The following is a 26,012-nucleotide window of genomic DNA, read 5'->3' on the forward strand; positions in this document are numbered from 1 at the left end:
GTATGCCGTTGCAGAACAGGGTTCTGCCCACCCAGGAGATCGTCGCCGACCCCGGCCGCGGTCTGCTGATGGGCAACCGCGGCAGCCTGCACTCGCCCGACCGCCGCCTGGGCACGACCCGCTGGCGGTCGAAGGCGTGGATCTGCTGCGTCCTTGACTGGAAGGGGATCCGGCGCGATCCGATGCCGCCCGGACGCTGGACGGCGCTGTTCTTCTTCGACGAGGCCGTCGCGCTGGCGGCCGGGCATCGCCCGTGTCATTACTGCCGACGCAGGGACTTCCTGCTGTACGCCGGGGCGTGGGCCCAAGGTCAGGCCGAGCGTCCGCGAGCCGCCGAGATGGACGCAGTACTGCACAGTCAGCGGGTCGAGTCGCGGACCCGACGACAACGGACGACCGTCCAGGACCTCGCCGACCTGCCGGACGGCGCGATGGTGCGGTTCGACGGGAGACCGGCGTTGGTGCTCGAGCAACAGGTGCTGCCGTGGTCCTGGGAGGGGTACGGCGAAGCGCTGCGGCCGCCCGGTCTGCATCAGGTCGAGACGCTGACCCCAGCAGCGAATCTTCTTGTGCTGAAGGCCGGATTCGCTCCATTACTCCACCCGTCGGCACGGTCGCAACTGAGGTAACCCTAACCGGAAACACGCCGTGCCGAGGGGTCTTCCAATGGGCGCTCGGCGGGGGCAAAGTGTGCCCATACTGACAGCTACATAACCATCACTGGAGTCGGCATGGCTGAAGGCAACAGCGGCGTTGCTGCGGTCGCTCGCGCACTCGAAGGGCTACACGCTGCCGTCGGCAAACTCAGCCAGGAGTACGGTGACACCCTCGGCATTCGCCGCCTGGTGTCCGACGTGGCCCGGCTGAGCGACGATCTCGCAGAGCTCGGCCCGCCCGACCCCAGGCACAGGCCCGGACCCGTTCCGGAGGAACTCGAGGAGATTCCCGACGTGGAGTATGACGCGTCCATGTGGACAGACGCGGAGCATGAAGGCTTCGGCGCGCCTGACAGGCACGCTCCCTGATGGCCACCGGAGTAAGCAGCCCCGGCCGCGCACAGATCGGCCTCAAGACCGCGAGATCGGATCGATGGTGGCTCGCGCCGTTGCGGATCGGCGTGATCCTGCTGTTCTTCATCGTCTACGCGACGATCCGGATCTTCATGAACAAGTGGTACTGGGTCGGTGAGTTCCACTACCTGACACCGCTGTACTCGCCCTGTGTCACCAGCAGCTGTGTCGAAGGCTCCAGCCACCTCGGCACCTGGTTCGGCAACTTCCCGCGGTTCCTGCCGTTCAGCCTGATCACGTTCGTGATCCTGGCCGGCTTCCGCGGCACCTGCTACTACTACCGCAAGGCGGGCTACCGGTCGCTGTTCTTCGCGCCGGCCGCGTGCGCGGTGCCCGAGCCGCACAAGAACTACACCGGTGAGCGGAAGTTCCCGCTGGTCGCGCTGAACCTGCACCGCTACTTCTTCTACGGCGCGCTGATCTTCGGTCTGCTGAACGTCTACGACGGTCTCCAGGCCTTCCACGGCAAGGACGGCGGCTTCGGCATCGGCCTCGGCACGGTGATCATCTGGATCAACCTGGTGGCGCTGTGGCTGTACACGCTGTCCTGCCACGCCTGCCGGCACATCGTCGGCGGCCGGCTGAAGAACTTCTCCAAGCACCCGATGCGCTACCGGTACTGGACCTTCGTGTCCAAGCTGAACCCGAAGCACGGCACCTTCGCGATGACGTCGCTGTTCACCGTGATCCTGACCGACTTCTACATCATGGCCCTCTCGGCCGGATGGTTCTCCGACCTGCGCATCATCAACTGACCCCGGGATCTGAAGAAGACTTATGACTGAGCTGGAACGACACTCCTACGACGTCGTCGTGATCGGGGCCGGCGGCGCCGGCCTGCGCGCGGCGATCGAGGCCCGTGAGCAGGGCAAGAAGACCGCGATCATCTGCAAGTCGCTGTTCGGCAAGGCACACACGGTGATGGCCGAGGGCGGTTGCGCGGCCGCGATGGGCAACGCGAACTCCAACGACAACTGGCAGGTCCACTACCGCGACACGATGCGCGGCGGGAAGTTCCTGAACAACTGGCGGATGGCCGAGCTGCACGCGCAGGAGGCTCCCGACCGGGTCTGGGAGCTGGAGACGTACGGCGCGCTGTTCGACCGCACGCCCGACGGCCGGATCAGCCAGCGCAACTTCGGCGGCCACACCTACCCGCGGCTCGCGCACGTCGGCGACCGCACCGGCCTGGAGCTGATCCGCACCCTGCAGCAGAAGATCGTCTCGCTGCAGCAGGAGGACTTCGAGGCCACCGGCGACTACGAGGCCAACCTCAAGGTGTACGCCGAGTGCACGATCACCGAGCTGATGAAGGACGGCGACGCGATCTCCGGTGCCTTCGGGTACTGGCGTGAGTCCGGACGGTTCATCCTGTTCGACGCACCTGCCGTGGTCCTGGCGACCGGTGGTGTCGGCAAGTCCTTCAAGGTCACCTCGAACTCCTGGGAGTACACCGGTGACGGGCACGCGCTGGCGATGCGGGCCGGCGCGACGCTGATCAACATGGAGTTCATCCAGTTCCACCCGACCGGCATGGTCTGGCCGCCGTCGGTGAAGGGGATCCTGGTCACGGAGTCGGTCCGCGGCGACGGCGGCGTACTGAAGAACTCCGAGGGCAAGCGGTTCATGTTCGACTACGTGCCGGACGTGTTCCGGGCGCAGTACGCGGACAACGAGGAAGAGGCCGACCGCTGGTACAAGGACGCCGACAACAACCGGCGCCCACCGGAGCTGCTGCCGCGGGACGAGGTCGCGCGGGCGATCAACTCCGAGGTGAAGGCCGGCCGGGGTACGCCGCACGGCGGCGTGTTCCTGGACGTGTCGACCCGGCTGCCGGCCGAGGAGATCACCCGGCGGCTGCCGTCGATGCACCACCAGTTCAAGGAGCTGGCGGACGTCGACATCACCAAGGAGCCGATGGAGGTCGGTCCGACCTGTCACTACGTGATGGGCGGCGTCGAGGTCGACCCGGACACCGCGTCGTCGACGGTGCCGGGCCTGTTCGCGGCCGGTGAGGTTGCCGGCGGCATGCACGGCTCGAACCGGCTCGGCGGCAACTCGCTGTCCGACCTGCTCGTCTTCGGGCGGCGGGCCGGCATGGGTGCCGCGACGTACGTCGACGGTCTGCAGGAGCGGCCGAAGATCGACGAGGCCGATGTGGACTCGGCCGCGACCGAGGCGCTGGCGCCGTTCGAGCTCGAGGGCGGCGAGAACCCGTACTCGATCCACCAGGACCTGCAGCAGTCGATGAACGACCTGGTCGGCATCATCCGCAAGGAAGAGGAGATGGAGCGCGCGCTCGGCCGGCTGGCCGAGTTCCGCGGCCGGATCGCGAAGATGACGGTGGAGGGTCACCGCCAGTTCAACCCGGGCTGGCACCTGGCGCTGGACCTGCGGAACATGCTGACCGTGTCCGAGTGCGTGGCCGGTGCGGCGCTGCTGCGGCAGGAGTCGCGCGGCGGTCACACCCGCGACGACTTCCCGGAGATGTCGCCGGAGTGGCGCAAGAAGCTGCTGGTCTGCAAGCTCGACGCCGAGGGCCGTGTGAACGTGACCGAGGAGCAGCAGATCCCGATGCGCGAGGACCTGCTGGGCCTGTTCGAGGTCGACGAGCTGAAGAAGTACCTGACCGAAGAGGAGTTGCTGAGTGAGCTATAAGGGAAAATTCCGCGTCTGGCGGGGTGACTCTGAAGGCGGTGAGCTCAAGGACTACGAGGTCGAGGTGAACGAGGGCGAGGTCGTCCTCGACGTCATCCACCGGCTGCAGGCGACCCAGACGCCGGACATGGCGGTCCGGTGGAACTGCAAGGCCGGCAAGTGCGGCTCCTGCAGCGCCGAGATCAACGGCATGCCGAAGCTGATGTGCATGTGCCGGATGAACACGTTCGCCGAGGACGAGGTCGTCACGGTCACGCCGATGCGCACGTTCCCGGTGATCCGGGACCTGGTCACCGACGTCTCGTTCAACTACCAGAAGGCCCGCGAGGTGCCGGCCTTCAAGCCGCCGGCGGACCTGAAGCCGGGCGAGTACCGGATGCAGCAGGTCGACGTGGAGCGCTCGCAGGAGTTCCGCAAGTGCATCGAGTGCTTCCTGTGTCAGGACACCTGCCACGTGATCCGGGACCACGAGGAGAACAAGGAGTCGTTCTCCGGTCCCCGGTTCCTGATGCGCGTCGCCGAGCTGGACATGCACCCGCTCGATGCCGCCGACCGGCAGCACGCGGCCCAGGACCAGCACGGGCTGGGCTTCTGCAACATCACCAAGTGCTGCACCGAGGTCTGCCCCGAACACATCAAGATCACCGACAACGCGCTGATCCCGATGAAGGAGCGCGTCGCCGACCGCAAGTACGACCCGATCGTCTGGCTCGGCAACAAGATCCGCCGCCGCCCGGCCTGAGGTAGTCAGCCCGAGGACCCTGGAACCGACCCTGGTTCCAGGGTCCTGCTGTTTTCCCCCGTGTGGGGGAGCCCAGCGCCCTGGTCCGGCCCTATCGTTCCGGGCATGGACGTTGTGGTCGCGGGGTTGTTCAGCCTAGGTGTGTTCCTGGTGATCTTCGTGCCGGTCGCGCAGCGGTTGCTGGGCGTCCGGTTCGGCGTGGTGCGGATGGTGCTGGCCGCCGCGATCACGCTGAGCCTGTTCAGCCCGATCGCCAACGCGCTGGTCGGCAAGCCGCCGTACACCGGGTCGAACGGCGCGGCGATCGCGTTCCTGGTGCTGACGACGCTGTTCTCGATGCTCGCCGGGCTGGTGTTCCTGGTCCTGGCCGAGGCGCTGGTGCCGACCGGATCGTTGCCTCGGGCCCGCGATCTGCGCCGGGACGTGAGCGGCCGGATCGCCCGTACCCGGCGGTACCTGCAGATCCTCCGGATCGCGATCAGGCACGGCCTCGGACCGTACCTCCGCGGCCGCCGGCGCCCCGGCCGGGAGAATGCCGCCGGGCAGGCCGACCTGGCCCGTTCGCTGCGGCTCGCGCTCGACGAGGCCGGGGTCACATTCGTGAAGCTCGGCCAGGTCCTGTCGACTCGCAGCGACATCATCCCGGGCACGGTCGCCACCGAGCTCAGTCGGCTCCAGGACCAGGTCTCCCCCGCGCCCTGGCCGGAGATCGAGCAGGTCCTGGCCGAGGAGCTCGGCGGCCCACCCCATCAGCTGTACGCCGACTTCGACGCCCAACCGTTAGCCGCCGCCTCGGTCGCTCAGGTGTACGCCGCGCGCCTGCCCGACGGCCCTCGTGTCGTCGTCAAGGTCCAGCGCCCCGGTATCGCGGGCATCGTCGACCGGGATCTCGACATCGTCCGCCGTCTCGCCCGGCTGCTCGAGCGGAACACCGACTGGGGCCGCTCGATGGGTGTTCGCGCCCTCGCCGACGGATTCGCCGACGCGATGCGTGAGGAGCTCGACTTCACCGTCGAGGCCGGCAACATGACCACGGTCGCGGCCGGCCGTTCCATTGCTTCCAGCAACGATCTCGTCGTACCGCAGCTGTATCCGGACCAGTCGACCCGCCGCGTCCTGACGATGGAGCGCCTGGACGGGATCGGCCTCGGCAACGCCCGGCAGGCGATCGCGGACCGCGGCCTCGATCCGGTCCGCCTCGGCCGTTCGCTGTTCGAGTGCCTGCTCGGCCAGGTCGCGATCGACGGCGTCTTCCACGCCGACCCGCACCCGGGCAACTTCCTGCTGCTCGCCGACGGCCGGATCGGCATGCTCGACCTCGGCTCGGTCGGCCGCCTCGATCCCGCTACCCGTGACGCGTTGCAGCGCTTCCTGCTGGCGATCGATCACGGCGATCCGGTCTCTGCGACCGATGCACTCCTGGAGATCGTCTACCGCCCCGACGTGATCGACGAGCGTGCGCTGGAGCGTGCCGTCGGACAGTTCATGACCCGGCACCTCGCGGCCGGGGTCACGCTCGGGCCGGCCATGTTCAACGACCTGTTCAAGATCATCACGTCGCACGATCTCGGCGTACCGCCGGAGGTCGCCGCCGTGTTCCGTGCGCTGGCGACGATCGAGGGCACGATCTCGCGGATCTCCCCCGGGTTCGACTTGGTTGCCGCGTCGCGCCAGTTCGCCGCGGCCCATGTCACGGATCGCCTTGCGCCGGACGCGTTACGCCGTACGGCGACCGAGGAACTGGCTTCGTTGCTGCCGATGTTGCGACGGCTGCCGCGACGGATCGACCGGATCGCGGCCGCCGCGGAGAGCGGGCGGCTCGGCGTCAACGTCAGGCTGCTCGCCGACGAACGCGATCGCCGGCACGTCACCGGCCTGCTCCACCAAGCCCTGCTGGCGATCCTCGGCGCGACCGCCGGTCTGATGGCCGTGCTGCTGCTCGGTACGCCGGGCGGCCCGCAGGTCACGACCTCGATGACGCTCTACCAACTGATCGGCTACAACCTGCTGGTGATCTGCGCGGTGCTCGTGCTCCGCGTCCTGGTGCTGATCTTCCGCCTGCCACGCCACTTGACTTAAACCTAACTTGAACTTCGACCATATCCTTCATGTCCACCACCACTGAGTCCCGCCCCAGGCTGTTCACCGGCCAGCATCTGCCCCTGGTGCTCGGGGTGATCGGGCTGGTCACCCTCGGCGCCTTCGAGAACCGCGCGGTCGGCACGGCGCTGCCGACGATGGTCCGCGAGTTCGACGCGCTCGGCAGCTTCGGTCTCGCCAACGCGGCACCGAACGCGAGCTACCTGATCTCGCTCGCGATCGCCGGCCTCTGGTCCGACCGCCGCGGCCCGATCCCGACCCTGCGCGCGGGCGCGATCTCGTTCGCCCTCGCTCAGTTGCTGGTCGGGACCGCGACCGCGATGCCGATGGTCGTCGCCGGCCGCCTGCTCAGCGGCCTGGCCGAGGGACTGCTCGACGTGTCGTTGGTGGTGCTCGTGGCCCGCGCGCTTCCCGCCGTACTGCGGCCTCGGATGTTCTCGTTGTTCGCCGCGATGTGGATCCTGCCGTCCGTACTCGGACCGGTGCTGACCGGCGTGGTGACCGAGCAGTTCGGCTGGCGCTGGGTCTTCCTCGGCGCGATCGTCCTACTCATCCCCAGCTGGCTGCTGCTCGGCCCGGCGATGCGTCAGTCGGCGACCGCGACCGCGCCAGAACGGACCGCAGACGACGTTGCCGAGCTCGAGGCGTGGCGAGCCGCACTCCCCTGGGCCCTCGCCGCATCCGTCGCGCTGTTCTCGATGACGCTGGCCGGCGACCACCTGGAGGCCCACCCGATCATCAGCGGTACGGCGGTCGTCGTGGCGCTCGCGGTACTCGCGCGGGCCGCCGTACGCGTGATGCCCGCGGGCATGTTCGTTGCCCGACGTGGCTTCCCGGCGGTGGTCGCAGTACGCGCACTGGGCGGTGCTGCCTTCGCCGTGTCCGGCGCGTACCTCCCGTTGTTGCTGACGCTTGAGCACCACTTCAGCCCGTCCAAGGCCGGTGTGACGTTGTCGATCACCGGAGTGTGCTGGGCGTTCGGTTCCTGGCTGCAGGGCCGGGAGCACGGGATCGAGCGAGTCACCGTACTGCGAACCGGGCTGGCCTTCATGGCGATCGGACTGCTCGTCACCTCGTTGCTGGCATGGACGAACGGGACTACCTGGATCGGTCTGATCGGCTGGGGGTTCGCAGGCATCGGCATGGGGCTGAGCTCGTCCAGCCTGTCCGTCCTCACTCTGGACCTGTCCGACCACAGCAACTCCGGCCGCAACAGCAGCGCCGGCCAGATGGCCGCGACGATGAGCATCGCGACCGGACTGGCGATCAGCGGGACGCTCTTGGCCTTCAACTCCGACAACCCGCGCCCGTGGGTCTTCGGCTCGATCGTCACGGCAGGCGGCGTACTGGCGCTGCTGGGCTTCCTGGCAGCGCCGCGGTGCCGCCGGGCCTGAGCTCCTGAGTCCAGCGGTTACAGTGCGGTCATGGCGGTTCAGGGCACCGGCAGTCGCTACGAGGAGGTCGCGGTCGGTCTGATCGGCGGAGAGTCTTTCGTCCGCCGGATGGTCTCGGTCGCGCGCCAGAGCAGTACTCCGGGACTGCGCGTCGAGCCTGCGGTGTACCGGCACGAGAACGAGGCGCCGCAGCTGGCACGGCAGGTGATGGAGCGCGTCGACGTACTGCTGTTCGCCGGACCGCTCCCGTACGACCTCGCGATGGCCAAGGGCGACCTGTCCGTCCCGGCGGTGTTCGTACCGCCCGGCAGTGCCGCACTGCACGCGGCCTTGGTTCGGGCGCGGTCGGCCTTTGATCCGACCCGGATCAGCGTGGACTCCGTGACGGAGCAGGACGTCGAGGACTGCTACGCCGAGGTGTCCCTGCCGGTGCAGGCCGTCCGCGTACAGCCCTACCTGGAGGAGCTCGAGCCGGCGGACTACCTGGCGTTCCACAGCAAGCTCTTCAAGGCCGGCCGGACCGTCGGCGCGGTGACGACGATCGCCGGCGTGGCGGAGTCGCTCGAGGCGGACGGCGTACCGACCGTGCTGATGCGGCCGTCGACGCAGACGCTCCGGGAGACGCTGCGGGCGGCGATCCTCACCGGCAGCGGCGCTCGGCTATCCAGGTCGCGGATCGCCATCGTGATTGCCCAGGTGCCGGACTCGGCGTTGCCGACGCGGACCAGCCCGGCGCAGTACTGGTACCAGGAGCTGAAGCTGTCGCTGCACCACGAGCTGCTGCACGACGCCCGCCGCATGGACGCGATCGTGTTGCCCCACGACCAGACCAGCTTCCTGGTGATCACCACGCTCGGCTCACTGCGGACGATCACCGGCGACCTCGAGACCGCGCCGTTCCTGGCCCGGGTCCGCGAGACGCTCAACCTGGACCTGCAGGTGGGCATCGGCCTCGGCCGGTCCACGCTGGAGGCCGAGAACAACGCGTACCGCGCGGTGGCGATGGCAGCCGCGGACACCGGCGACCTGGCGTACCTGGTCGGGTCGGACGACCTGGTGCTCAAGCTGCCGGCGGAGTCCGATGCCGAAGCGACGGCGGCGCCGGTGGCGGACGAGACACGTGACCTGGAGACGTTGCGGATGCTGGTCCAGAGCCTCGACGAGACAGGCGACGAGGCGCGGCTGGTGGATGCGGAGCAGGTGGCGGGCATCCTCGGCGTCACGCTGCGGACCGCCCGCCGTACATTGCGCGGCCTGGTCGACAGCGGGCTGGCGTGGCCGATGCCTGCAACCCGAGCGGCGCGCAAGGTCGGTCGGCCGCCGATGGTCTACCAACTCCTGGACGAGCGGCTCAAGAACTCCGGCAGTTGAGCGTTGGCGGTACTCGGGCAGGGCTAGAGTGAGCGCATGGCTGAGCTCTTGACCGACGACCAGATCGATCTGGCGATCCGCGACCACCTGCCGCAGTGGAAGGTCGTGGACAAGGAACTGGTCCGCGAGGTCAAGGCGCCTGCCTTCCTGGACGGCATCCGGCTGGTGGCGACCGTGGCTCAGCTGGCCGAGTCGATGAACCACCACCCGGACATCGACATCCGCTACACCACGATCACGTTCCGGGTCACCACCCACGACGCCGGTGGAATCACCGACGACGACCTGGTGCTGGCGCGACACATCGACACCGCCGCCGGCTGACTTGTTCCCGTCATGACGCTTGTCCGCCAGGACAAGCGCTGGTCCGGCATGCCCCGAAACGCCTTGAATCTAAGGCATGACCGCCCTAGGTAGTGCTCTCACCGTCCTGCTTGCACTCGTCCCGTCCCAGGCGGACCCCGGCTGGTTCTGGAACGCTCCGCACTGCGACACCGTGTACGGCGACGGCTCGGTGACGATCACCGAGTCCGACGGCGAGACGCTGGTGCCGACGACCGGCAAGCTGCGCGCCGTTACGTACGCGAAGGTCGCCGCCCTCGAAGAGCCCAACACGCTGATCACCATCGGCAAGCAGTCCATCCAGCGCTCCAGCGACGCCGGCTGCAGCTGGCAGTTGCTCGACAAGGCTCCCGATGACCTCAGCACGTACGACGTGCAGCCCGGGCCGGGCGACTCGGCGTACATCTACAGCGTCAACGACCAGCCCATCCATCGCGTGCACGGCTCACAGGTGACCAGTGTGCTCGGACCGGTCGAGGGAGGCGGTCTGGCTGCACTGGACGCGCGAGCCGGTCGGCTGCGTGTCGTTGCTGGTGACGGGCAGCTGTACGACTCCTCGGACGACGGCGTGACGTGGCAGCGCACCGGCGTACTGCCTGCTCGCGACCTCTTCGTGTACGACGCCGTTGTGGACCCGCGGAACCCGGACCACGTCGTACTCGGCGTGATGTCGGACGGGGTCTATGTCACGTACGACGGCGGCCGCAGCTGGATCCGGTCACGCGCGGTCGAGCGGGTGAACGCCTTCAGCCTGACCATCTCGCCGACCGACCCGTCGAAGGTGTGGATGGAGGGGTACGACCGGGACCGGGCGACCCGCTTCATCTGGGAGTCGACCGACGGCGGCCAGAAGTTCCGCGAGGTCCTGGACCAGAGCCGAGCCGACCTGATCAACGGCAACAAGATGTGGGCCAGCCCCGTCGACCCCGACCTCATCTACTTCAGCTACGGCACGTCGTTCGCCAACTTCGGCGCCGACCTCTACCGCTTCCGCCCGTCCACCGGCGACCTGTCGAAGCAGCACAACCGCAACGACGGCATCCCGTCCCTGGCCTTCAACCCCTCCAACCCCAAGATCCTTTACTTGGGCCTCGCCGAGGAGCGCTGACGGAGGCCGATCAGCACTCCTTCGGTGTCGCGGAGGTAGGCGAGGCGGCCGACGCCCGGTAGCTCCTGGATGTCGCCGGTCGGAGTGCCGCCTGCACCTCGGGCGGCCTCCAGCGTCGCCTCGAGGTCGTCGACCTCGATCCAGGCGATGGTCGGCTGCGACTGGTACAGACTGCTCATGATCGCGCCGTCGATGCCTTCCCCCGGCCCGGTCTCCGCGAGCAGGTAGCCGTCCGGCACCGGTGCCGGCGTCACCTGCCAGCCGAACACCTTGCTGTAGAACTCCGCCGCCCGGTTGTGGTCCTCGGCAACGATCTCGACATGAATGATGCGTCCCATGGCCTCGATCCTGCCGGTGGATCGCTCATCCGTCTTGGACGGATCTTCCGTGCATCAGCGCCGCGATCCCGTTCTGTACGGCGAGGAACGACGTCGCGCTGACGCCGGTGTACCGCTTGAAGTCGCGCGCCGCGTGCGCCTGGTCGTAGTACCCGTGCAGCGCCGACAACCTCGCGGCCGCATCCGCCGGCCCGCCGAGGAGCCCGCCGACGAAGTGGTAGTAGCGGATGATCTCGGCGTACTGCTTCGGCCCGATCCCGACGTACTTCCGGAACACCCGGTACAACGTGCTGTACGACGTCCCGCACCGCCGTACGACGTCGGCCACCGCGACCTGGCCGCGCAACTCGTCGATGGCTCGTACCGCCTCGGCGACGATCGGCGGGACAGCTGTGGCCGTCGCCCGAGCCGCGAGGAAGCCTGCCAGCCGCTCGGCCCGCGCCGGACCGAACGGCTCCGACCGCAACTCCGCCACCAACCCGGCTGTCGTGTCCGGACCGAGCCAGTCCGCCAACTGCCGCACCTCGTCGACCAGCGCGGGGAGACCGAGCGCTGCGAGCCCCCACGGCGTGAACTCGACGCCGGCGTAACTCGACGTGCCGACCTGGCCGATCACCTGCGGCCGGGTCATGATGCCGAAGACCGACGCCGCGTTCGGCCACTCGGCCCCGGTCACCGGATCGTGCCGGGTGCCGGGGTCGGCGAGCGCGATCGCGAGGCCGGGGCGGCCGTTCGGGATCAGGATCTCCTGCCGTAGCGACGGCAGCGGTGCGGAGTCGACCAGCCACACGTGGTGGATCACGTCGGTCAGAACGTCGGGTGCCGGGAAGCGCTGGTAGCCCACGACGCGAATCGTAAGTCTCTGGCCCGTTTACATCGGTTACCGTTGAGAAGTGACGACTGCCGACGAGTACCGCCTGCTGGGTTTTGCCGACATCGACCGGGACGCCGCCGAGGCATTCTCCCCGGACCAGGCAGCGGTCAAAGACCTCGCTGACCAGATCCGCGCCGGAGTCGGGAAGCTCGGCAGCGAGCCGGCCTTCCGGATGCCGGAGGACCCGCGCAACTCGGTCCAGGCCTTCCTCGAGACCGTGCCGGACATCCGCCGGTTCCACGCCGAGCGCGGCATCCCCGACGACATCAGCTGGGCCTCGCTCGCCGACCTCGGACAGCAGCTCAAGGTGAACCGCCGTACCCACGGCGACTACGGCCTCGAGACGCACTGGTGGCTGCGGCACTTCTGGAACGGCCAGATCTATGCGCTCGGCCGGCTGCAGTACATGCTCTACCAACTCACGCCCGACGAGCCCGTCCCCGGCGTCGAGCCGGGCGAGTGGGTCATCGGCGCACACATCCCGGAGACCGGTCCGCTGACGCCGGAGTTGGTCGACGACAGCCTCACGCAGGCCCGCGACTTCTTCCCGCGCCACTTCCCGGACCACCCGGTGAACACCCTGACCCTGTGGTCCTGGTTGATCGACCCGTACCTGCTCGACAACCTGCCGCAGGACTCGAACATGGTGAAGTTCGGCCGCCGCTTCACGCCGTACGGGACGCCGACCGACAGCCAGGACAGCGCGATCTTCTTCACCTTCCGCACCCACGGCGCCGACCACCTGGACGAGCTCCCGCAGGACACCCGGCTGCAGCGGCTCGTGGTCAGCCGCATCAAGGACGGCGGCACCTGGCAGAGCGCGTTCGGCTACCTGAGGCTATGACGGGCGGTTCTGACCGCTAGGTACGCCGTACTTCGCCAGCCAGCTCGCCAGCTCCATGTTGGACACGCAGCGGACGTCGGGTTGCGTACACGTCTGCTTGACGAAGTCGGTCAGCGCATCGGAGTACACGCTGTTGTTCCAGCGGTTGAAGTGGTTGCCGAGGAACAGCGGCGGGTTGCCGCTCGCCCGGGACTTGGCCAGCGCCTGCTGGTACGTCGCAAGCACCTGCGCTTTCAGCGCGGGCGCCTGGGCGAGCGGAGCCTTGCGCGCCTGCGTCTGGGCGAACCACAGGTTGTAGTCCATCGTCAGCGTCTTCTTGCTGGTACCGGCCAGGGTCACCGACTCGAGCGGGAAGTCCCACAGCCCGTTCTGCTTCTTCGGCCAGCTGATGTACCCGGGCGCGGACGCGTCGTACAGCATGCCGCGCTGGACCATCGCCTGCCGGTACGCGGGCCGGTTGCCCTCCAGGCACGGTGTCCGCATGCCCTTCACCGTCGACGGGTCGAACGGCGGCTCGACGGTCTTACCCGCGGCCAGCGTCGGCCCGGTCCGCACCATCCGGTCGAACGCGCTCAGCTCGGCGGTCCACTGCGCGGTGGTCCACCGGCCGATGCCGGTCTTGCCGCAGAAGTGACCGTTCGCGTGGGTGCCGATCTCGTGGCCCTCGGCGATCGCCTCCCGCAGTACCTTCGTGCGGCCGAGCACAGTGGCGGCGTCGCCCCAGCCGATGTCGGAGGCGCCGGGCTGGTGGTACGGCGGCTTGTAGTCGGTGCGGTGGTCTCCCGGGTACAGGTACGGGCCGGAGAGGAAGAACGTCATTCGCGCGTTGACCTGCTTGGCTACGGCGCGCCAGCGGGCCCAGAGCGCGAGGTCGCCGGCGCCGTCGAAGGAGACGACCACGAAGAGTGGCGGCTTGCCGGTCGGCAGGCGTCCCGGGAACGACCGCAGGACGGGGGCCGCCGCGGGGAGCTTCGAGGTAGGCGTGCTGCTCGGCTTCGGGGTCGGCGTGGGTTTCGGCGTGGGTTTCGCGGTCGGCTTTGCGGTGGGCTTCGGCTTGTGCGAGGGCGTCGTACCGGGAGACGGCGCTCCTTCGAGGGGTACGTCGGCGCAGCCGGCCAGGACTGCCGCGACAACGAGCGCGGCGCCCACGAGGTTCACCCCAGGCCTCACCACGCCTCTACTGACGCATGCGAGCCGCCGAAGGTTGGTCCGGGACACGCGCCTGGGCGGAAACCCAGGGGTCGATCGTTAGGCGCTCGTGATCTTCGCCGCGCGGCGCTTGACCGCGATCCGGCGGGACGTCTCGATGACCAGACCGATCATGCCGGCCAGGCCGAGGCTGAACGCGAGCCCCTTCAACTGGTCGTGCGCGAACGCGTCGCCGCCCAGGTAGCCGAGCAGCGCGACGTACGTGTACGCGATCGTCACGCCGAAGAACGTGAACACGATGAACTTCTTGAACGAGTACCGCGTCGCGCCCGCCGTCAGCGTGGCGACCATCCTGGCGCCGGGGATGTAGCGGACCGTCATCAGGATCAGCCCGCCGCGGGAATGCAGCGCGCCGGACACCTTGTCGTAGAGCTGCTGACGGCGCTCCTGACGCTTCATCCAGCGGTGCAGCGCCGGTCCGGAACCACGGCCCATGAAGTAGCACATGGACTCGCCGATGACCGAGCCGACCATCGCGACCGCGATGACCAGCAGCAGGTTCTGGTGGCCGGCGGCCGCGGCCATGCCGGCGGTGATGACCATGCCCTCGCTCGGCACGACCGGGAACACCGCGTCCACCGTCGCGGCGATGAACAAGATGAGCAGCAGCCAATGCGAGGCCATCGCAATGCCGAGCAGGTGGCGCGCGACCTCCATCAACTCTGTCACCTGGGCAAGGATGCCACCTCGCGCCAACATCGCCGCAATCCCACGGTTGTGATTTCACCCGATGTTCAGGGCATGACGCCGGGCTGTGCTCAGAGTTGTACGGGCAGTTCGCGGATCGCGTTCATCAGCAGGCCGGGCGTGCGGACCGGGTCCCGCTCCGGCTCGGCCAGGCGGAGGTCGGGGAAGCGCTCGAACAGCATTCCGAGCGCGATCCGGCCCTCGAGCCGGGCCAGCGGCGCGCCGAGGCAGTGATGGATCCCGTGCCCGAAGGCGAGGTGCGCGGAGTCCGGTCGGGTGATGTCCAGCTCGTCCGGCCGCTCGACCTTCCGCGGGTCGCGGTTCGCCGGCAGCAGCGCGAACACGATCACCTCGCCGGCCTCGATCCGGCTCCCGGCGATGTCGATCGGCGCCTGCGCGATGTACGGGATCGCGGCCTGCAGCGGGCCGTCGTACCTGAGCAGTTCCTCGACCGCCGCGGGCAGCCGGTCCGGCTCGGCCTTCAGCAGTTCCAGCTGGTCAGGATGCCGGAGCAGGGCGTGTACGCCGTTCGTGATCAGGCTGACCGTGGTCTCGTGGCCGGCCGCGAGCAGCAGGAAGATCATCGAGGTCAGTTCGTCCTCGCTGAGCCGGTCGCCGCCGTCGCGAGCAGCGATCAGGCCCGACAGCAGGTCGTCGGTCGGCGCCTGCTGCTTCTGCACGATCAGTTCGTGGACGAAGTCCAGCATCAGCGTGGTCGCCTCGATGTACTCCTCGGCGGTGTGCATGGTCGCGTTCACGAACACCGACGACCACTGCCGGAAGTCCTCACGGCGGACCGGCGGGATGCCGATCAGCTCGCAGATCACCGTGATCGGCAGCGGATAGCTGTACGCGTTGACCAGATCGACGCGGTCCCCCGCAGCCATCTGGTCGAGCAGGCCGGTCGCGATCTCGCGGATCCGCGGCTCGAGCGCGTCGATCCGGCGGCGGGTGAACGCGGCCGTGACGAGTTTGCGCAGCCGGGTGTGGTCGGGTGGGTTCGCGCCGAGCATGTGACGCTCGGTGCGGTTGATCAGGTCGTCCATCATCGTGTCGCGGTGCGGCCCGTCGAGCGGCGAGCGGACCACGTCCGGATGAGCGAGCAGTTCGCGCGTCTCGGCGTACCCGGTGATCAGGCAGACCGGGACGCCGGTGAACAGCGTGAGCCGCTGCACGGGTCCCTTGGCCGCTAGATCCTCGAAGCCCCAGTGCCGGGCGATTCCGCTGGTCTCCGTGAACGGCTGCCTCATGGGAGCCAGCCTACGTTCGACCCAGGTGCTCAGCGAGCTCCGTACGGGAGTGGATGCCCAGCTTCGTGTAGACCTTGCGCAGGTGGTACTCGACGGTCTTCGGGCTCAGGAAGAGCCGGGCGGCGGCCTCGCGGATGCTGTGACCGTCTGCGAGCAGTACGGCGATCTGCCGCTCCTGTGGAGTCAATTCGTCCGCTGTGCTCGGCACTCGACGCCGTGCGGTCTCACCTGTCGCCTTGAGCTCCGCTGCGGCCTGGTCTGCCCAGCCGAGTGCGCCGAGCGCGTCAAAACCCTCCACAGCGAGTCGGAGCTGCGTGCGCGCGTCGACACGCCGCCGTACCCGCCGCAGCCACGCGCCGTACGCCAGACGCGTCCTGGCCAGCTCGAACGCGTCCAGCGTCACCTCGTGGCGACTGAGCGCCAGCAGGAAGTCCTCCTCGCTGTCACCAGCCACACCACGCGCCCGTGCCGCCCGCGCCAACGACCACGGCTGCCCCTTCGCCTCAGCCAGAGCGGAGTGTTCGTCAGCGACCCGCTTCGCATCGTCGACACGCCCCAACCGCAGGTAGACCTCGACCAGCTCCGGCGCCGGCGACAGGTCCGGATCCTTCAACCCATACTCGGCCAGTACGTCGACCAGCCGCTCGTACTGCGGCAGAGCCGCCGCCGGATCGCCACGCCCCAGCTCCAGGTCGCCCAGCGCGAACAAGGACCACAGCGTCCCGAGATGGATCTCCTGCTCGGCACAGATCCGCAGGCACTCCGCAGCGAGCTCCTGACACTCCGCTCTGCCCTCGTGCGACCACAGCCACGCCATGCCGGCCAGGTTCATCGCCAGCTCGGTCGTCTGACCGGTTTCACGCGATAGCCGGATCCCCTCGTCGTACGACGTCTCCGCGTCGGCCCAGCGATCGGTCGTCGCATCGTCGCGGGCCAGCACGAACAGGAGGCCAGGCAATGTCCCGAGAGCGACCTGCTCCCGCCGTTCGAGCATCGCCTGCTGCAGCATCTCCCGCCCGGTGCCGGTCTCCCGCAGGAACAGCGCAGCCAGCACCATCCAGACCTGGCGGCGACGGTCCCGGTCCAACTCGTCCGACGGCTCCAGGCTGATCGCCGCACGGATCTGATCCATCCCACCGTCCCCGGCGAGTACCTTCGCCACACCGCTCGCCAGCATGCCCATGATCCGTGGACCAGGCCGCTCGAGCGCTGGACGGAGGCGATCCAGCTCGTGTGCGACCTCCAGGCCGGCCGCGGCATCACACAGCCGGAAGCACGCTCCGACGGCGTCAGCGAGCAGTCCGGTGGCGACTTCCGGGTCGGTGCACTCCGCGGCCGCTGCGACGAAGATGTCGAGAGCCCGGCGTGGCGAGCCACACTTCACCTCGATGTCCCCACGAATCTCCTGCGCCCGGAGCTTCACCGACAGCGGCGGCTGGAGCATCAGCGCGTCGGCAAGCAACGCCTCCGCGCGCTCTGCGAGTCCAGCCGACCACGCCGCCTCCCCAGCGTCCACCAACCTCAGCGCGCGGTCCTGCTGCCCCTGACTCAGTCGCCCAGCACGCTCGTACGCCGTCGCCGCGACCGCATGCGCCCCGCGAGCAGCGGCGTGCTCGGCCGCGACGACCAGTCCGGCCGCGACCTCGTCATCAGCGCCGAGGACAGCCTCGGACAGGTGCCAGGCCCGCCGATCCTCGTCGGGCGTAGTGCGAGCCACCGCGCGATGCGCAGTACGTCGTTCTGCCGGGTCTGCACTCGTATAGATCGCGGAGCGAACCAGTGGGTGCCTCCAGACGACCTCACCGTCGCGGATCGCGACCAGCCCGGCAGCCTCTGCTTCTTCGAGCACTGCAACGTCAACGCCCAGCTCTGCGCAGGCGCGTGCCACGGCTCCGAGTTCACAGTCGTCGATCGCCGACACCAGCAGTGCGGTGCGCGCGGCCGGAGTGAGTCGGTTTGCCCTGCTGACAAAGGCTTCTGCGAGCATCGTCGGCACCGGGAGCGGAACGCCGGGCGGCGTACGGTGCAATCGGTCCGGGTCGTCTGCGAGCTCGAGCAGGGCCAGCGGGTTGCCTGCCACGGTTTGGTAGAGCTGCTCGACCAGATCGCCTGGTAGGTGTTGCACGAGCTGCTGTGCGGCCTCGAGCGTGATGCCATCCAGCTGCAGCCGTGGGAGGTCAGCCTCTAGTGGATGCGGCTCGTGGGCGCGGGCTGCGATCAGCATGACGATCGGATCGGCCACCAGGCGTCGTGCGGCGAACAACAGCGCTTCTGCGGACGGACGGTCGAGCAGGTGGGCGTCGTCGATGATGAGTGCGAGTGGGGCTTCTTCGGCGTACCTGCAGATCAGGCTGAGGGTGGCGGCGCCGACTGCGAAGCGGTCCGCTGGGGTCGCGGGTCTCAGGGCCAGGGCCGATGCGAGCGCGGACTGCTGTGGGCCGGGGATGCGGTCGAGGCTGGACAAGGCTGGTCTTAGAAGCTGGAGGAGTGCCGCGAACGGGACCTCGCGTTCGGCTTCGGCGCCACGGGCTCGCAGGATCCGCAGTCCACCGGCCAGTACGGCAGCTTCGTCGAGCAGGCTGGTCTTGCCGATGCCCGGCTCACCGGTGACGAGCAGCACCCCAGCCGCTCCGACCCGCGCCCCCGCGACCAGCTGCTCGACCACCCGGCGCTCCGCGTCCCGCCCGATGAGCATGTCTCGCAGTGTGCACCAGGGGGCCCACCTGATGCGATGGTCCGTCCACGCTGCCTAGGTTTCGGCGTACGCAAACCATTAGGGGGCAAAGCAAATGACTGTTGCAATCGACGCCGACAAGCTGATGGGCTTCGTGTTCAAGGCTGTGGACGAGGTGGGGGCGACGCTGAACGCGGGGCTGGTCGTGATGGGCGATCGGCTCGGCTACTACCAGGCACTCGCCGATCAGGGGCCGGCCACACCGTCCGAGCTTGCCGAGCGGACCAGCACCGACGAGCACTACACGCGCGAGTGGCTGAACGCCCAAGCCGCAGGCGGGATCGTCGAGTACGACGCGAGCACCGGTCGCTACACGTTGCCACCAGAGCACGCCGTGGCGATGACCGATCCGAGCAGCCCGGCGTACCTGCCCGGCTTCTTCCAGATCGCGCTCGGCACGCTGCAGCACACGACGGAGACCATCGAGGCGGCGCGCAGTGGTGCCGGAGTCGGCTGGCACGAGCACACGTCGGACGTGCATGTCGGGTGCGAGCGGTTCTTCCGGCCGTCGTACAACGCGAACCTGCTGCCGAACTGGCTCCCTGCGCTCGACGGCGTGGTGGAGAAGCTGCAGCGCGGCGCCACAGTCGCCGACATCGGCTGCGGGCACGGCTCGTCGACCATCCTGATGGCGGAGGCGTTCCCGCGGTCGACGTTCATCGGCTCGGACTACCACCAGGCGTCGATCGAGACGGCCCGGCTGCGTGCGGCGGAGGCGGGAGTCGGCGATCGGGTGTCGTTCGAGGTCTCGCCGGCCGACAGCTTCAGCGGATCCGGGTTCGACCTGGTGACGACGTTCGACGCGCTGCACGACATGGGCGATCCGGTCGGCGCGGCCCGGCACGTACGCGAGGCGCTCGCGCCCGACGGCACCTGGATGCTGGTCGAGCCGATGGCCGGCGACCACGTCGAGGACAACCTCAACCCGGTCGGGCGGGCGTACTACGGCTTCTCCACGCTGCTCTGCACGCCGGCGTCGCTGTCCCAGCCGGTCGGACTCGCGCTCGGTACGCAGGCCGGACCGGCCCGGATCCAGGACGTGACGAAGGCGGCCGGGTTCGGCCGGTTCCGGACGGTCGCGCAGACGCCGTTCAACCTGGTGTACGAGGTGCGCCCTTGACAGATTACTTCACCACCTGGTGAAGTGTTGCAGGTGCTGACGAGGACGTTCGGAGCGCTCGCGGACCCGACCCGGCTGGCGATCGTGAGCCGGCTGAGTCGGGGCGACGCGACGATGGGCGAGCTCGCCGAGCCGCACCGGATCACCCCACCCGCGATCACCAAGCACGTCGGCGTGCTGGTGGACGCGGGTCTGGTGCGTCGGCGGCGGGTCGGGCGGACGGTGGTGTGCACGCTCCGGCCGGAGGCGCTCTCCGAGGTGGAGCAGTGGCTCGGCGACCTCACGACGTACTGGAACAGCACCGTGGACCGGCTGGAAGAACTCTTGCGAGGGGACGACGATGGACGCTGAGATCCGGATCGAAAGGGTGCTTCCGGCAACGATCGGACGGGTGTACGACGCCTGGACGCGGGCCGAGCTGCTGGCCCGGTGGTACTGCCCGAACCCGAAGCTCGACCTGAAGGTGCAGGCCGACGTCCGGGTCGGCGGCGAGTACGTCGTCGAGATGGGGCCGCACGTCGTGCGGGGCAGCTACCTCGAGGTGCAGCCGCCGAGCCGGCTGGTGTTCAGCTGGAAATGGGAAGGTACCGAGGACGAGCCGACCCGGGTCGAGGTCGAGCTGACGGAAGTTGCCGACGGCACCCGGATGGTGCTCAGCCACACCGGCTTCGCCAACGCCGAGGACGCCGCCAACCACCAACTGGGTTGGGATCCCGAGCTGACCCGGCTGGCCGACCTGCTCGAGTCGGTTACCGCTCCACAGCCCGACCCCGCAGTCGATCGAGGATGACGACGAGTACGACGGTTGTCGCAAGCAACACGACGGCCTCGGCCGCGGCGACGAACGCCTGACCGCGGTCGGTCAGCGCGAAGATGCTCACCGGGAGCGTCCGCCACGACGCCGGGTACACCATGATCGTGGCGCCGACCTCACCCATCGACAACGCGACGGACAAGCCGGCCGCCGAGGAGATCGCGGGGAGCAGCATGGGCAGCCGCACCCGCCACAGCACCCGGGCGGGCGAGGCACCGAGCGAGGCGGCGACCTCGGCGTACGACGGATCGACTCGTTGCAGCGCCGCGGCAACCGTTCCGTAGCTGAAGGCAACCATCAGGACTAGGTGTGCGATCACCACGATCCACTTGGTGCCGTTGAGCAGCACCGGTTGGCGGGAGAACGCGACCAGCAGTCCGAGGCCGACCACCACCGACGGCACGGCGATCGGCAGGTGGTGCATGGCGTCCGCGACTCTCGCAAACCTGGTGTCGTGGGCCGCCATCGCTCCCCAGGTCCCGAAGATGACGGCCAGCAATCCGCCCAGGAACGCGGTCTGCAAGCTCACCGACAACGAGGCCAGCTCGTCACCCGACAACGCCTGTCGCAGATGATCGCCGGTCGGGTCTGACGGCAGTACGCCGTTCCACGAGCCGGCGAACGCGGCCGCGATCACCACCAGGAACGGCAGCATCACAAGCAGCCCGAACACCACGGCGAAGGCGGTCCAGACGATCGCCTTCCCGGTTCTAGTCCAGACGAGCACGACGACCTCCGAGTGCCATCCGCAGTACGGCGTACAGGCCGAGTGACAGCGCGATCTGGACGACTGCGATCACGCAGGCGCCTGGGTAGTCGAACAAGACGATGCCCTTGGTGTGGACGAGCATCGGGAGCGTGGTCGTGCCCTTCGCGCCGAGGAACAGGACGATGCCGAACTCGTTCAGCGTCAGCAGGAGCGTGAGGCTGCCGCCCGCGACGAGTGCCGGGCGTACTTCGGGCAGGACGACCTGTCGCAGTACCCGCCAGGGGCCTGCGCCGAGGCTGGCTGCGACGTCGAGCTGCGCCCGCGGCAGCCGACTCATTGCTGCTAGCAACGGACGCATGACGAACGGGGTGTAGAAGGTGACTTCGGCCAGTACGACGGCCCAGGGCGAGGTGAGGAAGCCGCCGGCGCGGAGGATGCCGGTCGTGCCGTAGATGAACGTGAACGACAACGCGACCAGGAACGACGGCAACGCAAGCATCGTGTCCACGAGGCCAGCGACCACCCGCGCGCCCGGGAACGGCACGAAGCTGATGACGACCGCGAGGAACGTTCCGACGATCAGACAGCCGATCGTCGAACTCACGGCGATCTGGACGGTCCGCACCAACGCGTCCCGGAACTCCGCCGAGCCAACCACGTCACCCCAGGCTGGAATCGACTCGATCGCCACCAGCACCAACGGATAGACAACAAGCACCGCAATCAACACCAACGGCGGCAAAACCCACAACCACTTGCCATCCCGCCGCCTCTGCCGCCCAACAACAACCGTCGCCCCCAACGCCTCAACAGCCATCACCCCACCCCCACCGGCACCAAACTGCAAGCCCCACCCGGCAAAACCATCACCACACCAGCCCCCAACTCCGGCACCCGCCGATCCGCCGGCACATCCACCCGCACCACCACATCCGCCAACCCATCAACAACACACGTCACCTGATTGACGGCTCCCCGCCACTGAGCCCCCACCACCCGCCCCGCCAACCCCGCCGCGCCGGGTGCCTCCAGGCGGATTGCGTGGGGGCGGATGCACAGGAGGTTCTTGCCTTCTGCTGGTTTCAGTCCGGGGATGACGGTGCCTGCGACCTTCACCTCACCGTCGTCCACCGACACCGGCAGTAGGTTCGCCCCGCCCAGGAACGACGCGGTGAAGGCCGACGGCGGTGCGGCGTACAACTCAGCCGCCGGCGCGATGTCGACAAGTCGAGCATCGCGCATCACCGCGATCCGGTCCGCCAGCGCCAGCGCCTCCGACTGATCGTGGGTGACGTAAACGATCGCAATGTCCGGCACCTCACGCCGCAACTTCTGCAGTTCCCCGAGCATGTCCGCACGCAACTGCGCGTCAAGCGCCGCAAGCGGCTCGTCCAGCAGCAGCACCGACGGCTGGATCGCCAACGCCCGCGCAATCGCGACCCGCTGCTGCTGCCCACCGGACAACTCCCGCGGAAAGCGCCGCCCGTACGCCGTCATCCCTACCATCTCGAGCATCTCGCCGACCCGCCGCGCCACCTCCGCCCTCGGCTTACGCGCCGCCCGCAACCCGAACGCCACGTTGTCCGCCACCCGCAGATGCGGGAACAGCGCGTACTGCTGCACCACCACCCCGATCCCCCGCCGCGCCGGCGGGAGATCGGTCACATCGTTCCCACCCAGCCGGATCCGCCCCCGCGTCGGCCGCACAAACCCGGCCACTGCCTTCAACGCGGTCGACTTCCCCGACCCGGACGGCCCGAGCAACGCGACCGTCTCACCGGCCGCGACGCTCAGGTCGAATCCCTCCAGCGCGCACGTCCGGCCGAAGTGCACCGTGACGTCCTCGAGCTGAACCGTCATCCCACAGCCTTCGTGTACGCCGCCACATCAGCGTCCAGGTCGCTCAGCACGGCAGACCAGTCGGGCTGCCAGACCTCGACCCCGGAAGTCACCTTCTCGACCGTCTGGAAGTTCGCGTCGGTCGGCTTCACGTCATCCCGCGCCGGCACCCCGAACGCATCCTTCGACACGGTCTCCTGCGCATCGGTCGACAGCAGGTACTCCATCAATTGCTTCCCACCATCCGCGTTCGGCGCCCCAGCCCCGAGTCCCATCACATACGGCAGCGCCAACGTGCTCTTCTTCCCATCCGCACCCGCCGGGAAGAAGATGCTGAACGCCGACTTGTCGTTGGCGATCGACGCCGCATTCATCTGAACGTCGCCGTTCGCGACCAGCAGCTCGCCCTTGCTGACCTTCGGCTGCAGCTTGCCGGTCGACGCCGACGGGCCGACGTTGTTCGCCTCGAGCTTCTTCAGGTAGTCGAGCGCACCCGGCTTGCCGAGCAGGTGATGGAGCAGGAGCAGTACGGCGGTACCGTCACCCGCCTGACCCGGCGTCGAATACTGCAGCTTGCCCTTGAACTTCGGGTCGAGCAGGTCGTCGAACGTCTTCGGCGTACCGGCCTGCTGGTTGGCGATGAAGCACAGGTAGTTGTCGACGACGGTGACGTAGTCGTCGCCCTTGACACCCTTCACGTGATCCTCGCCCGGAACGTCGTACTTCTGCAGCAGACCGTCCGCGGATGCCTTCTGGATGAACGGCGGCAGCGTCACGACGACATCGGCCTGCGGGTTCGACTTCTCCTTCTGCATCCGCGACACCACCTCGCCGGAGCCGGCCTCGACCGTCTGGACCTTGATCCCGGTCTTCTGGGTGAACGCGTCGAACCGGGTCTTGTACCAGTCGGCCAGGCCGTCGGCGGTGTACACGGTGACAGTCTTCTTGGCGCCGTCGCCGGTGGACGCGGCTCCGGTCCCGCCGCAAGCAGCGGTTGCCGTGAGCAACAGGGTGGCGGCGAGCAGGGTCTTGAGTGCCTTCACTTCTCCAGCCTTCGATCGAGGAGCAGGCCGGGCAGTTCCCGGACCGACTCGAGTACATGCGTCGCACCCGCGGCATCCAGCTGTTGTTTGCCGTGGGCACCTGTCAGGACGCCGGCCACGATCCCGGCACCGGCCCGGATCCCCGTCGCCATGTCGTAGGCGGTATCGCCGGCCACGGCCACGTTCGCCACGCTGTCGGCCTTCAGCTCGAGCAGCGCCTTGAGCACCATGTCCGGGTACGGTCTGCCCCGGCCCGCCTGGGCCGGACAGAGAGTGAGATCGGCCAGCGTCTGCCAGCCGAGTGCGGTCAGGATTCGGTGTTGGGTGGTCTCGGAGAAGCCGGTGGTCAGGCAGACCTTGATGCCGGCGTCCTTGAGTTGCCGGATCGCGTCCTCGGCGCCGTCGATCGGCTTCAGCCCGTCGATGAGGCGGTTGTAGGCCTCCTCGAACGCCTGGTTCGCCTCCTGCGCCGCTTCCTCGCGCTCGAGCAGCGCGCGGAAGACGGTGATCTTCGATTCGCCCATGGTCGCGCGGACATGCGCGATCATCCGCTCGTACTGCGGTGTGCCCGGCTCGATGCCCTGGGCACCGATCGCCGCGGTGAACGCCTGCTCCACGAGCCCGTCGTCGGCAACCGTCGTACCGGCCATGTCGAGCACTGCGAGCTGGATCATGCGCCGATCCCCTCAAACGTTGCCTCGGCGATCGCCGGCGACATGGTCATCCCGCGACCACCCGGTCCGGTCACCAGATGCACGCCCTCGGCAACTTCCCGCCGTACGACGACCTCGTCGCTGGTCGCCTGCGAATACACGCCGGCCCATCGCTGGGTGATCGCGGGCAGCTCGCGTCCGAGAATGCTCTCGACCGTGTCCCGCAGGTAGTCGTACGGCTCACTCCGTACGTCGAACGAGAACGGCTCGTCGTACTCGTGGGTGTCGCCAATCGTCAGACCGCCGTGGTTGCGTTGCACCATCAGCAGCTGCATCTTGTGCTCCTCGGCGATGGGAGTCCGCGCCGGCAGGTCATCGGCCCTGTACGCCGGGTAGTACCGGAAGCTGTCCCCGTCCGCGACGGCGGTGGTGAGCGTGTCGTCGAGTGGCGCGGTCTGCATCATCTGCAGGCGCACCCGGCGTACCGGAAGGTCGTCGGTGAGCTCGCGGATCAGCCCGCTGTGCCAGGCGCCTGTGCAGAGGAATACGAGGTCGCCCGAGTGGGTGTCGCCGTGGTCGTCGACGATCCGGCCGTCCTGCACGTTGCGCACTTCCCGTCCGCCGAGGAACTGGTAGCGGTTCGATTTCGTCAGCTCGGTACGCAGCGCCGGCAACACCTCACGCGGCTCGACGATCGCATCCCGCGCGCACCACAGCGCACCTTGCAGGTCGCCCTTCAACGCCGGGTTGCGGTCCCGGGTCTGCTCAGCGTCGAGCACCTGAAACCCACGCGCCGCCGCGTCCGGCCGCGCCGCCGCCTCCTTGGCAACCGCCAACTCGGCGTCGCTCCGGCAAACCGTCAGCGAACCGACCGTCCGTACGCCGATCCCCGGCAGCTCCGCCCACAGGTCCCGCGCCCGCTGCGCCAGCTCGACCTCAGCGCCGTCAGCACGCCCGCTGACCCACACCAGACCGAAATTCCGGACGCTGGCTCCACGGGCCTCCAGCTCCCGCTCGACCTGGACCACCTCGTGGCCCCGCCGTACCGCCTCCCAGGCGTGGAACGTGCCCAGGACACCTCCACCCACCACAACCACCCGCACACCCGCTCCT

The 26,012-nt window shown here is 68.5% G+C and carries 26 protein-coding genes; 14 read left to right on the forward strand and 12 right to left on the reverse strand.

The features are described 5' to 3' along the window. Window positions 1–2 precede the first annotated feature (2 nt). From FDA38_RS34350 to FDA38_RS34395, 10 genes are all read left to right on the forward strand, one after another. Window positions 3–629, forward strand: coding sequence for a hypothetical protein (locus FDA38_RS34350; RefSeq protein ID WP_137258332.1), 627 nt, complete (start codon window positions 3–5; stop codon window positions 627–629). A gap of 102 nt (window positions 630–731) precedes the next feature. Beyond that, window positions 732–1,025 (forward strand): hypothetical protein, encoded by a 294-nt coding sequence (locus FDA38_RS34355; protein ID WP_137258333.1) that lies wholly within the window; start codon window positions 732–734, stop codon window positions 1,023–1,025. Further along, window positions 1,025–1,825 (forward strand): hypothetical protein, encoded by an 801-nt coding sequence (locus FDA38_RS34360; RefSeq protein ID WP_137258334.1) that lies wholly within the window; start codon window positions 1,025–1,027, stop codon window positions 1,823–1,825. Before FDA38_RS34355 ends, FDA38_RS34360 begins: the two co-directional genes overlap by 1 nt. 22 nt (window positions 1,826–1,847) lie before the next feature. Beyond that, window positions 1,848–3,728, forward strand: a complete 1,881-nt coding sequence (locus FDA38_RS34365; protein ID WP_137258335.1) for a fumarate reductase/succinate dehydrogenase flavoprotein subunit — start codon at window positions 1,848–1,850, stop codon at window positions 3,726–3,728. Next, window positions 3,718–4,470, forward strand: coding sequence for a succinate dehydrogenase/fumarate reductase iron-sulfur subunit (locus tag FDA38_RS34370; protein ID WP_137258336.1), 753 nt, complete (start codon window positions 3,718–3,720; stop codon window positions 4,468–4,470). The genes FDA38_RS34365 and FDA38_RS34370 overlap by 11 nt, the downstream gene beginning before the upstream one ends. Before the next feature lie 105 nt (window positions 4,471–4,575). Beyond that, window positions 4,576–6,549: an ABC1 kinase family protein gene (locus tag FDA38_RS34375; protein WP_137258337.1), complete on the forward strand. Its 1,974-nt coding sequence runs from the start codon at window positions 4,576–4,578 to the stop codon at window positions 6,547–6,549. 29 nt (window positions 6,550–6,578) lie between these two features. Beyond that, on the forward strand, window positions 6,579–7,964 hold the full coding sequence (locus tag FDA38_RS34380) for an MFS transporter (RefSeq protein WP_137258338.1): 1,386 nt from the start codon (window positions 6,579–6,581) through the stop codon (window positions 7,962–7,964). Window positions 7,965–7,994: 30 nt separating this feature from the next. Beyond that, entirely contained in the window at window positions 7,995–9,335 is a 1,341-nt protein-coding gene (locus FDA38_RS34385; RefSeq protein WP_137258339.1) for a helix-turn-helix domain-containing protein, read from the forward strand. Window positions 9,336–9,371: 36 nt separating this feature from the next. Further along, window positions 9,372–9,659: a 4a-hydroxytetrahydrobiopterin dehydratase gene (locus FDA38_RS34390; protein WP_130440185.1), complete on the forward strand. Its 288-nt coding sequence runs from the start codon at window positions 9,372–9,374 to the stop codon at window positions 9,657–9,659. Between the two features lie 76 nt (window positions 9,660–9,735). Then, the gene (locus FDA38_RS34395) at window positions 9,736–10,785 is read left to right on the forward strand and encodes a VPS10 domain-containing protein (protein ID WP_137258340.1); all 1,050 of its coding nucleotides are present in this window, start codon (window positions 9,736–9,738) and stop codon (window positions 10,783–10,785) included. Here the strand turns inward: FDA38_RS34395 and FDA38_RS34400 are convergent. Then, the gene (locus FDA38_RS34400; protein WP_137258341.1) at window positions 10,758–11,123 is read right to left on the reverse strand and encodes a VOC family protein; all 366 of its coding nucleotides are present in this window, start codon (window positions 11,121–11,123) and stop codon (window positions 10,758–10,760) included. The two genes, FDA38_RS34395 and FDA38_RS34400, sit on opposite strands and share 28 nt — an antisense overlap. Before the next feature lie 25 nt (window positions 11,124–11,148). Beyond that, window positions 11,149–11,967 (reverse strand): helix-turn-helix domain-containing protein, encoded by an 819-nt coding sequence (locus FDA38_RS34405; RefSeq protein ID WP_137258342.1) that lies wholly within the window; start codon window positions 11,965–11,967, stop codon window positions 11,149–11,151. Between the two features lie 49 nt (window positions 11,968–12,016). Between FDA38_RS34405 and FDA38_RS34410 the strand changes: the two genes are divergently transcribed. Next, window positions 12,017–12,841 carry an acyltransferase domain-containing protein gene (locus FDA38_RS34410; protein ID WP_137258343.1) on the forward strand — a complete coding sequence of 275 codons (825 nt, stop codon included), beginning with the start codon at window positions 12,017–12,019 and terminating at the stop codon, window positions 12,839–12,841. On the opposite strand, the gene FDA38_RS43510 is transcribed toward FDA38_RS34410, so the two are convergent. From FDA38_RS43510 to FDA38_RS34430, 4 genes are all read right to left on the reverse strand, one after another. Further along, window positions 12,836–13,999 (reverse strand): polysaccharide deacetylase family protein, encoded by a 1,164-nt coding sequence (locus FDA38_RS43510; RefSeq protein ID WP_137258344.1) that lies wholly within the window; start codon window positions 13,997–13,999, stop codon window positions 12,836–12,838. The genes FDA38_RS34410 and FDA38_RS43510 overlap by 6 nt on opposite strands. Window positions 14,000–14,089: 90 nt before the next feature. Beyond that, window positions 14,090–14,719 (reverse strand): DedA family protein, encoded by a 630-nt coding sequence (locus FDA38_RS34420; protein ID WP_137258345.1) that lies wholly within the window; start codon window positions 14,717–14,719, stop codon window positions 14,090–14,092. Window positions 14,720–14,808: 89 nt separating this feature from the next. After that, the gene (locus FDA38_RS34425; RefSeq protein WP_137258346.1) at window positions 14,809–15,987 is read right to left on the reverse strand and encodes a cytochrome P450 family protein; all 1,179 of its coding nucleotides are present in this window, start codon (window positions 15,985–15,987) and stop codon (window positions 14,809–14,811) included. Between the two features lie 10 nt (window positions 15,988–15,997). Continuing rightward, window positions 15,998–18,682, reverse strand: a complete 2,685-nt coding sequence (locus FDA38_RS34430) for a helix-turn-helix transcriptional regulator (RefSeq protein WP_137258347.1) — start codon at window positions 18,680–18,682, stop codon at window positions 15,998–16,000. A gap of 94 nt (window positions 18,683–18,776) precedes the next feature. Between FDA38_RS34430 and FDA38_RS34435 the strand changes: the two genes are divergently transcribed. The 3 genes from FDA38_RS34435 to FDA38_RS34445 are packed head-to-tail and all read left to right on the forward strand — an operon-like array spanning window position 18,777 to window position 20,631. Further along, window positions 18,777–19,841 (forward strand): class I SAM-dependent methyltransferase, encoded by a 1,065-nt coding sequence (locus FDA38_RS34435; RefSeq protein WP_137258348.1) that lies wholly within the window; start codon window positions 18,777–18,779, stop codon window positions 19,839–19,841. A gap of 33 nt (window positions 19,842–19,874) precedes the next feature. Continuing rightward, window positions 19,875–20,192, forward strand: coding sequence for an ArsR/SmtB family transcription factor (locus FDA38_RS34440; RefSeq protein ID WP_137258349.1), 318 nt, complete (start codon window positions 19,875–19,877; stop codon window positions 20,190–20,192). Next, window positions 20,182–20,631, forward strand: a complete 450-nt coding sequence (locus tag FDA38_RS34445; RefSeq protein WP_137258350.1) for an SRPBCC family protein — start codon at window positions 20,182–20,184, stop codon at window positions 20,629–20,631. The genes FDA38_RS34440 and FDA38_RS34445 overlap by 11 nt, the downstream gene beginning before the upstream one ends. Here the strand turns inward: FDA38_RS34445 and FDA38_RS34450 are convergent. Genes FDA38_RS34450 through FDA38_RS34475 form a run of 6 tightly spaced genes read right to left on the reverse strand, consistent with a single transcriptional unit; the run spans window position 20,591 to window position 26,002 of the window. Continuing rightward, window positions 20,591–21,382, reverse strand: coding sequence for an ABC transporter permease (locus FDA38_RS34450; RefSeq protein ID WP_137258351.1), 792 nt, complete (start codon window positions 21,380–21,382; stop codon window positions 20,591–20,593). The two genes, FDA38_RS34445 and FDA38_RS34450, sit on opposite strands and share 41 nt — an antisense overlap. After that, window positions 21,366–22,181, reverse strand: a complete 816-nt coding sequence (locus FDA38_RS34455) for a 2-aminoethylphosphonate ABC transporter permease subunit (RefSeq protein WP_137258352.1) — start codon at window positions 22,179–22,181, stop codon at window positions 21,366–21,368. The genes FDA38_RS34450 and FDA38_RS34455 overlap by 17 nt, the downstream gene beginning before the upstream one ends. Then, the gene (locus tag FDA38_RS34460) at window positions 22,181–23,224 is read right to left on the reverse strand and encodes an ABC transporter ATP-binding protein (protein ID WP_137258353.1); all 1,044 of its coding nucleotides are present in this window, start codon (window positions 23,222–23,224) and stop codon (window positions 22,181–22,183) included. Before FDA38_RS34460 ends, FDA38_RS34455 begins: the two co-directional genes overlap by 1 nt. After that, window positions 23,221–24,246 carry a 2-aminoethylphosphonate ABC transporter substrate-binding protein gene (locus FDA38_RS34465; protein WP_137258354.1) on the reverse strand — a complete coding sequence of 342 codons (1,026 nt, stop codon included), beginning with the start codon at window positions 24,244–24,246 and terminating at the stop codon, window positions 23,221–23,223. The genes FDA38_RS34460 and FDA38_RS34465 overlap by 4 nt, the downstream gene beginning before the upstream one ends. Beyond that, on the reverse strand, window positions 24,243–24,920 hold the full coding sequence (locus FDA38_RS34470; RefSeq protein WP_137258355.1) for a phosphonatase-like hydrolase: 678 nt from the start codon (window positions 24,918–24,920) through the stop codon (window positions 24,243–24,245). Before FDA38_RS34470 ends, FDA38_RS34465 begins: the two co-directional genes overlap by 4 nt. Further along, the gene (locus tag FDA38_RS34475) at window positions 24,917–26,002 is read right to left on the reverse strand and encodes a TIGR03364 family FAD-dependent oxidoreductase (RefSeq protein ID WP_137258356.1); all 1,086 of its coding nucleotides are present in this window, start codon (window positions 26,000–26,002) and stop codon (window positions 24,917–24,919) included. Before FDA38_RS34475 ends, FDA38_RS34470 begins: the two co-directional genes overlap by 4 nt. Window positions 26,003–26,012: the final 10 nt, after the last annotated feature.

It is taken from the genome of Kribbella jiaozuonensis (assembly GCF_005233875.1).
Taxonomy (GTDB): Bacteria; Actinomycetota; Actinomycetes; order Propionibacteriales; family Kribbellaceae; genus Kribbella; species Kribbella jiaozuonensis.

What these genes read in the sequence shown, in the direction of transcription:
- FDA38_RS34350 (WP_137258332.1), top strand. Translation starts at nt 3, where the DNA reads ATGCCGTTGCAGAACAGGGTTCTGCCCACCCAGGAGATCGTCGCCGAC.
- FDA38_RS34355 (WP_137258333.1), top strand. Translation starts at nt 732, where the DNA reads ATGGCTGAAGGCAACAGCGGCGTTGCTGCGGTCGCTCGCGCACTCGAA.
- FDA38_RS34360 (WP_137258334.1), top strand. Translation starts at nt 1,025, where the DNA reads ATGGCCACCGGAGTAAGCAGCCCCGGCCGCGCACAGATCGGCCTCAAG.
- FDA38_RS34365 (WP_137258335.1), top strand. Translation starts at nt 1,848, where the DNA reads ATGACTGAGCTGGAACGACACTCCTACGACGTCGTCGTGATCGGGGCC.
- FDA38_RS34375 (WP_137258337.1), top strand. Translation starts at nt 4,576, where the DNA reads ATGGACGTTGTGGTCGCGGGGTTGTTCAGCCTAGGTGTGTTCCTGGTG.
- FDA38_RS34380 (WP_137258338.1), top strand. Translation starts at nt 6,579, where the DNA reads ATGTCCACCACCACTGAGTCCCGCCCCAGGCTGTTCACCGGCCAGCAT.
- FDA38_RS34385 (WP_137258339.1), top strand. Translation starts at nt 7,995, where the DNA reads ATGGCGGTTCAGGGCACCGGCAGTCGCTACGAGGAGGTCGCGGTCGGT.
- FDA38_RS34390 (WP_130440185.1), top strand. Translation starts at nt 9,372, where the DNA reads ATGGCTGAGCTCTTGACCGACGACCAGATCGATCTGGCGATCCGCGAC.
- FDA38_RS34395 (WP_137258340.1), top strand. Translation starts at nt 9,736, where the DNA reads ATGACCGCCCTAGGTAGTGCTCTCACCGTCCTGCTTGCACTCGTCCCG.
- FDA38_RS34400 (WP_137258341.1), bottom strand. Translation starts at nt 11,123, where the DNA reads ATGGGACGCATCATTCATGTCGAGATCGTTGCCGAGGACCACAACCGG.
- FDA38_RS34425 (WP_137258346.1), bottom strand. Translation starts at nt 15,987, where the DNA reads ATGAGGCAGCCGTTCACGGAGACCAGCGGAATCGCCCGGCACTGGGGC.
- FDA38_RS34430 (WP_137258347.1), bottom strand. Translation starts at nt 18,682, where the DNA reads ATGCTCATCGGGCGGGACGCGGAGCGCCGGGTGGTCGAGCAGCTGGTC.
- FDA38_RS34435 (WP_137258348.1), top strand. Translation starts at nt 18,777, where the DNA reads ATGACTGTTGCAATCGACGCCGACAAGCTGATGGGCTTCGTGTTCAAG.
- FDA38_RS34445 (WP_137258350.1), top strand. Translation starts at nt 20,182, where the DNA reads ATGGACGCTGAGATCCGGATCGAAAGGGTGCTTCCGGCAACGATCGGA.
- FDA38_RS34455 (WP_137258352.1), bottom strand. Translation starts at nt 22,181, where the DNA reads ATGGCTGTTGAGGCGTTGGGGGCGACGGTTGTTGTTGGGCGGCAGAGG.
- FDA38_RS34460 (WP_137258353.1), bottom strand. Translation starts at nt 23,224, where the DNA reads ATGACGGTTCAGCTCGAGGACGTCACGGTGCACTTCGGCCGGACGTGC.
- FDA38_RS34470 (WP_137258355.1), bottom strand. Translation starts at nt 24,920, where the DNA reads ATGATCCAGCTCGCAGTGCTCGACATGGCCGGTACGACGGTTGCCGAC.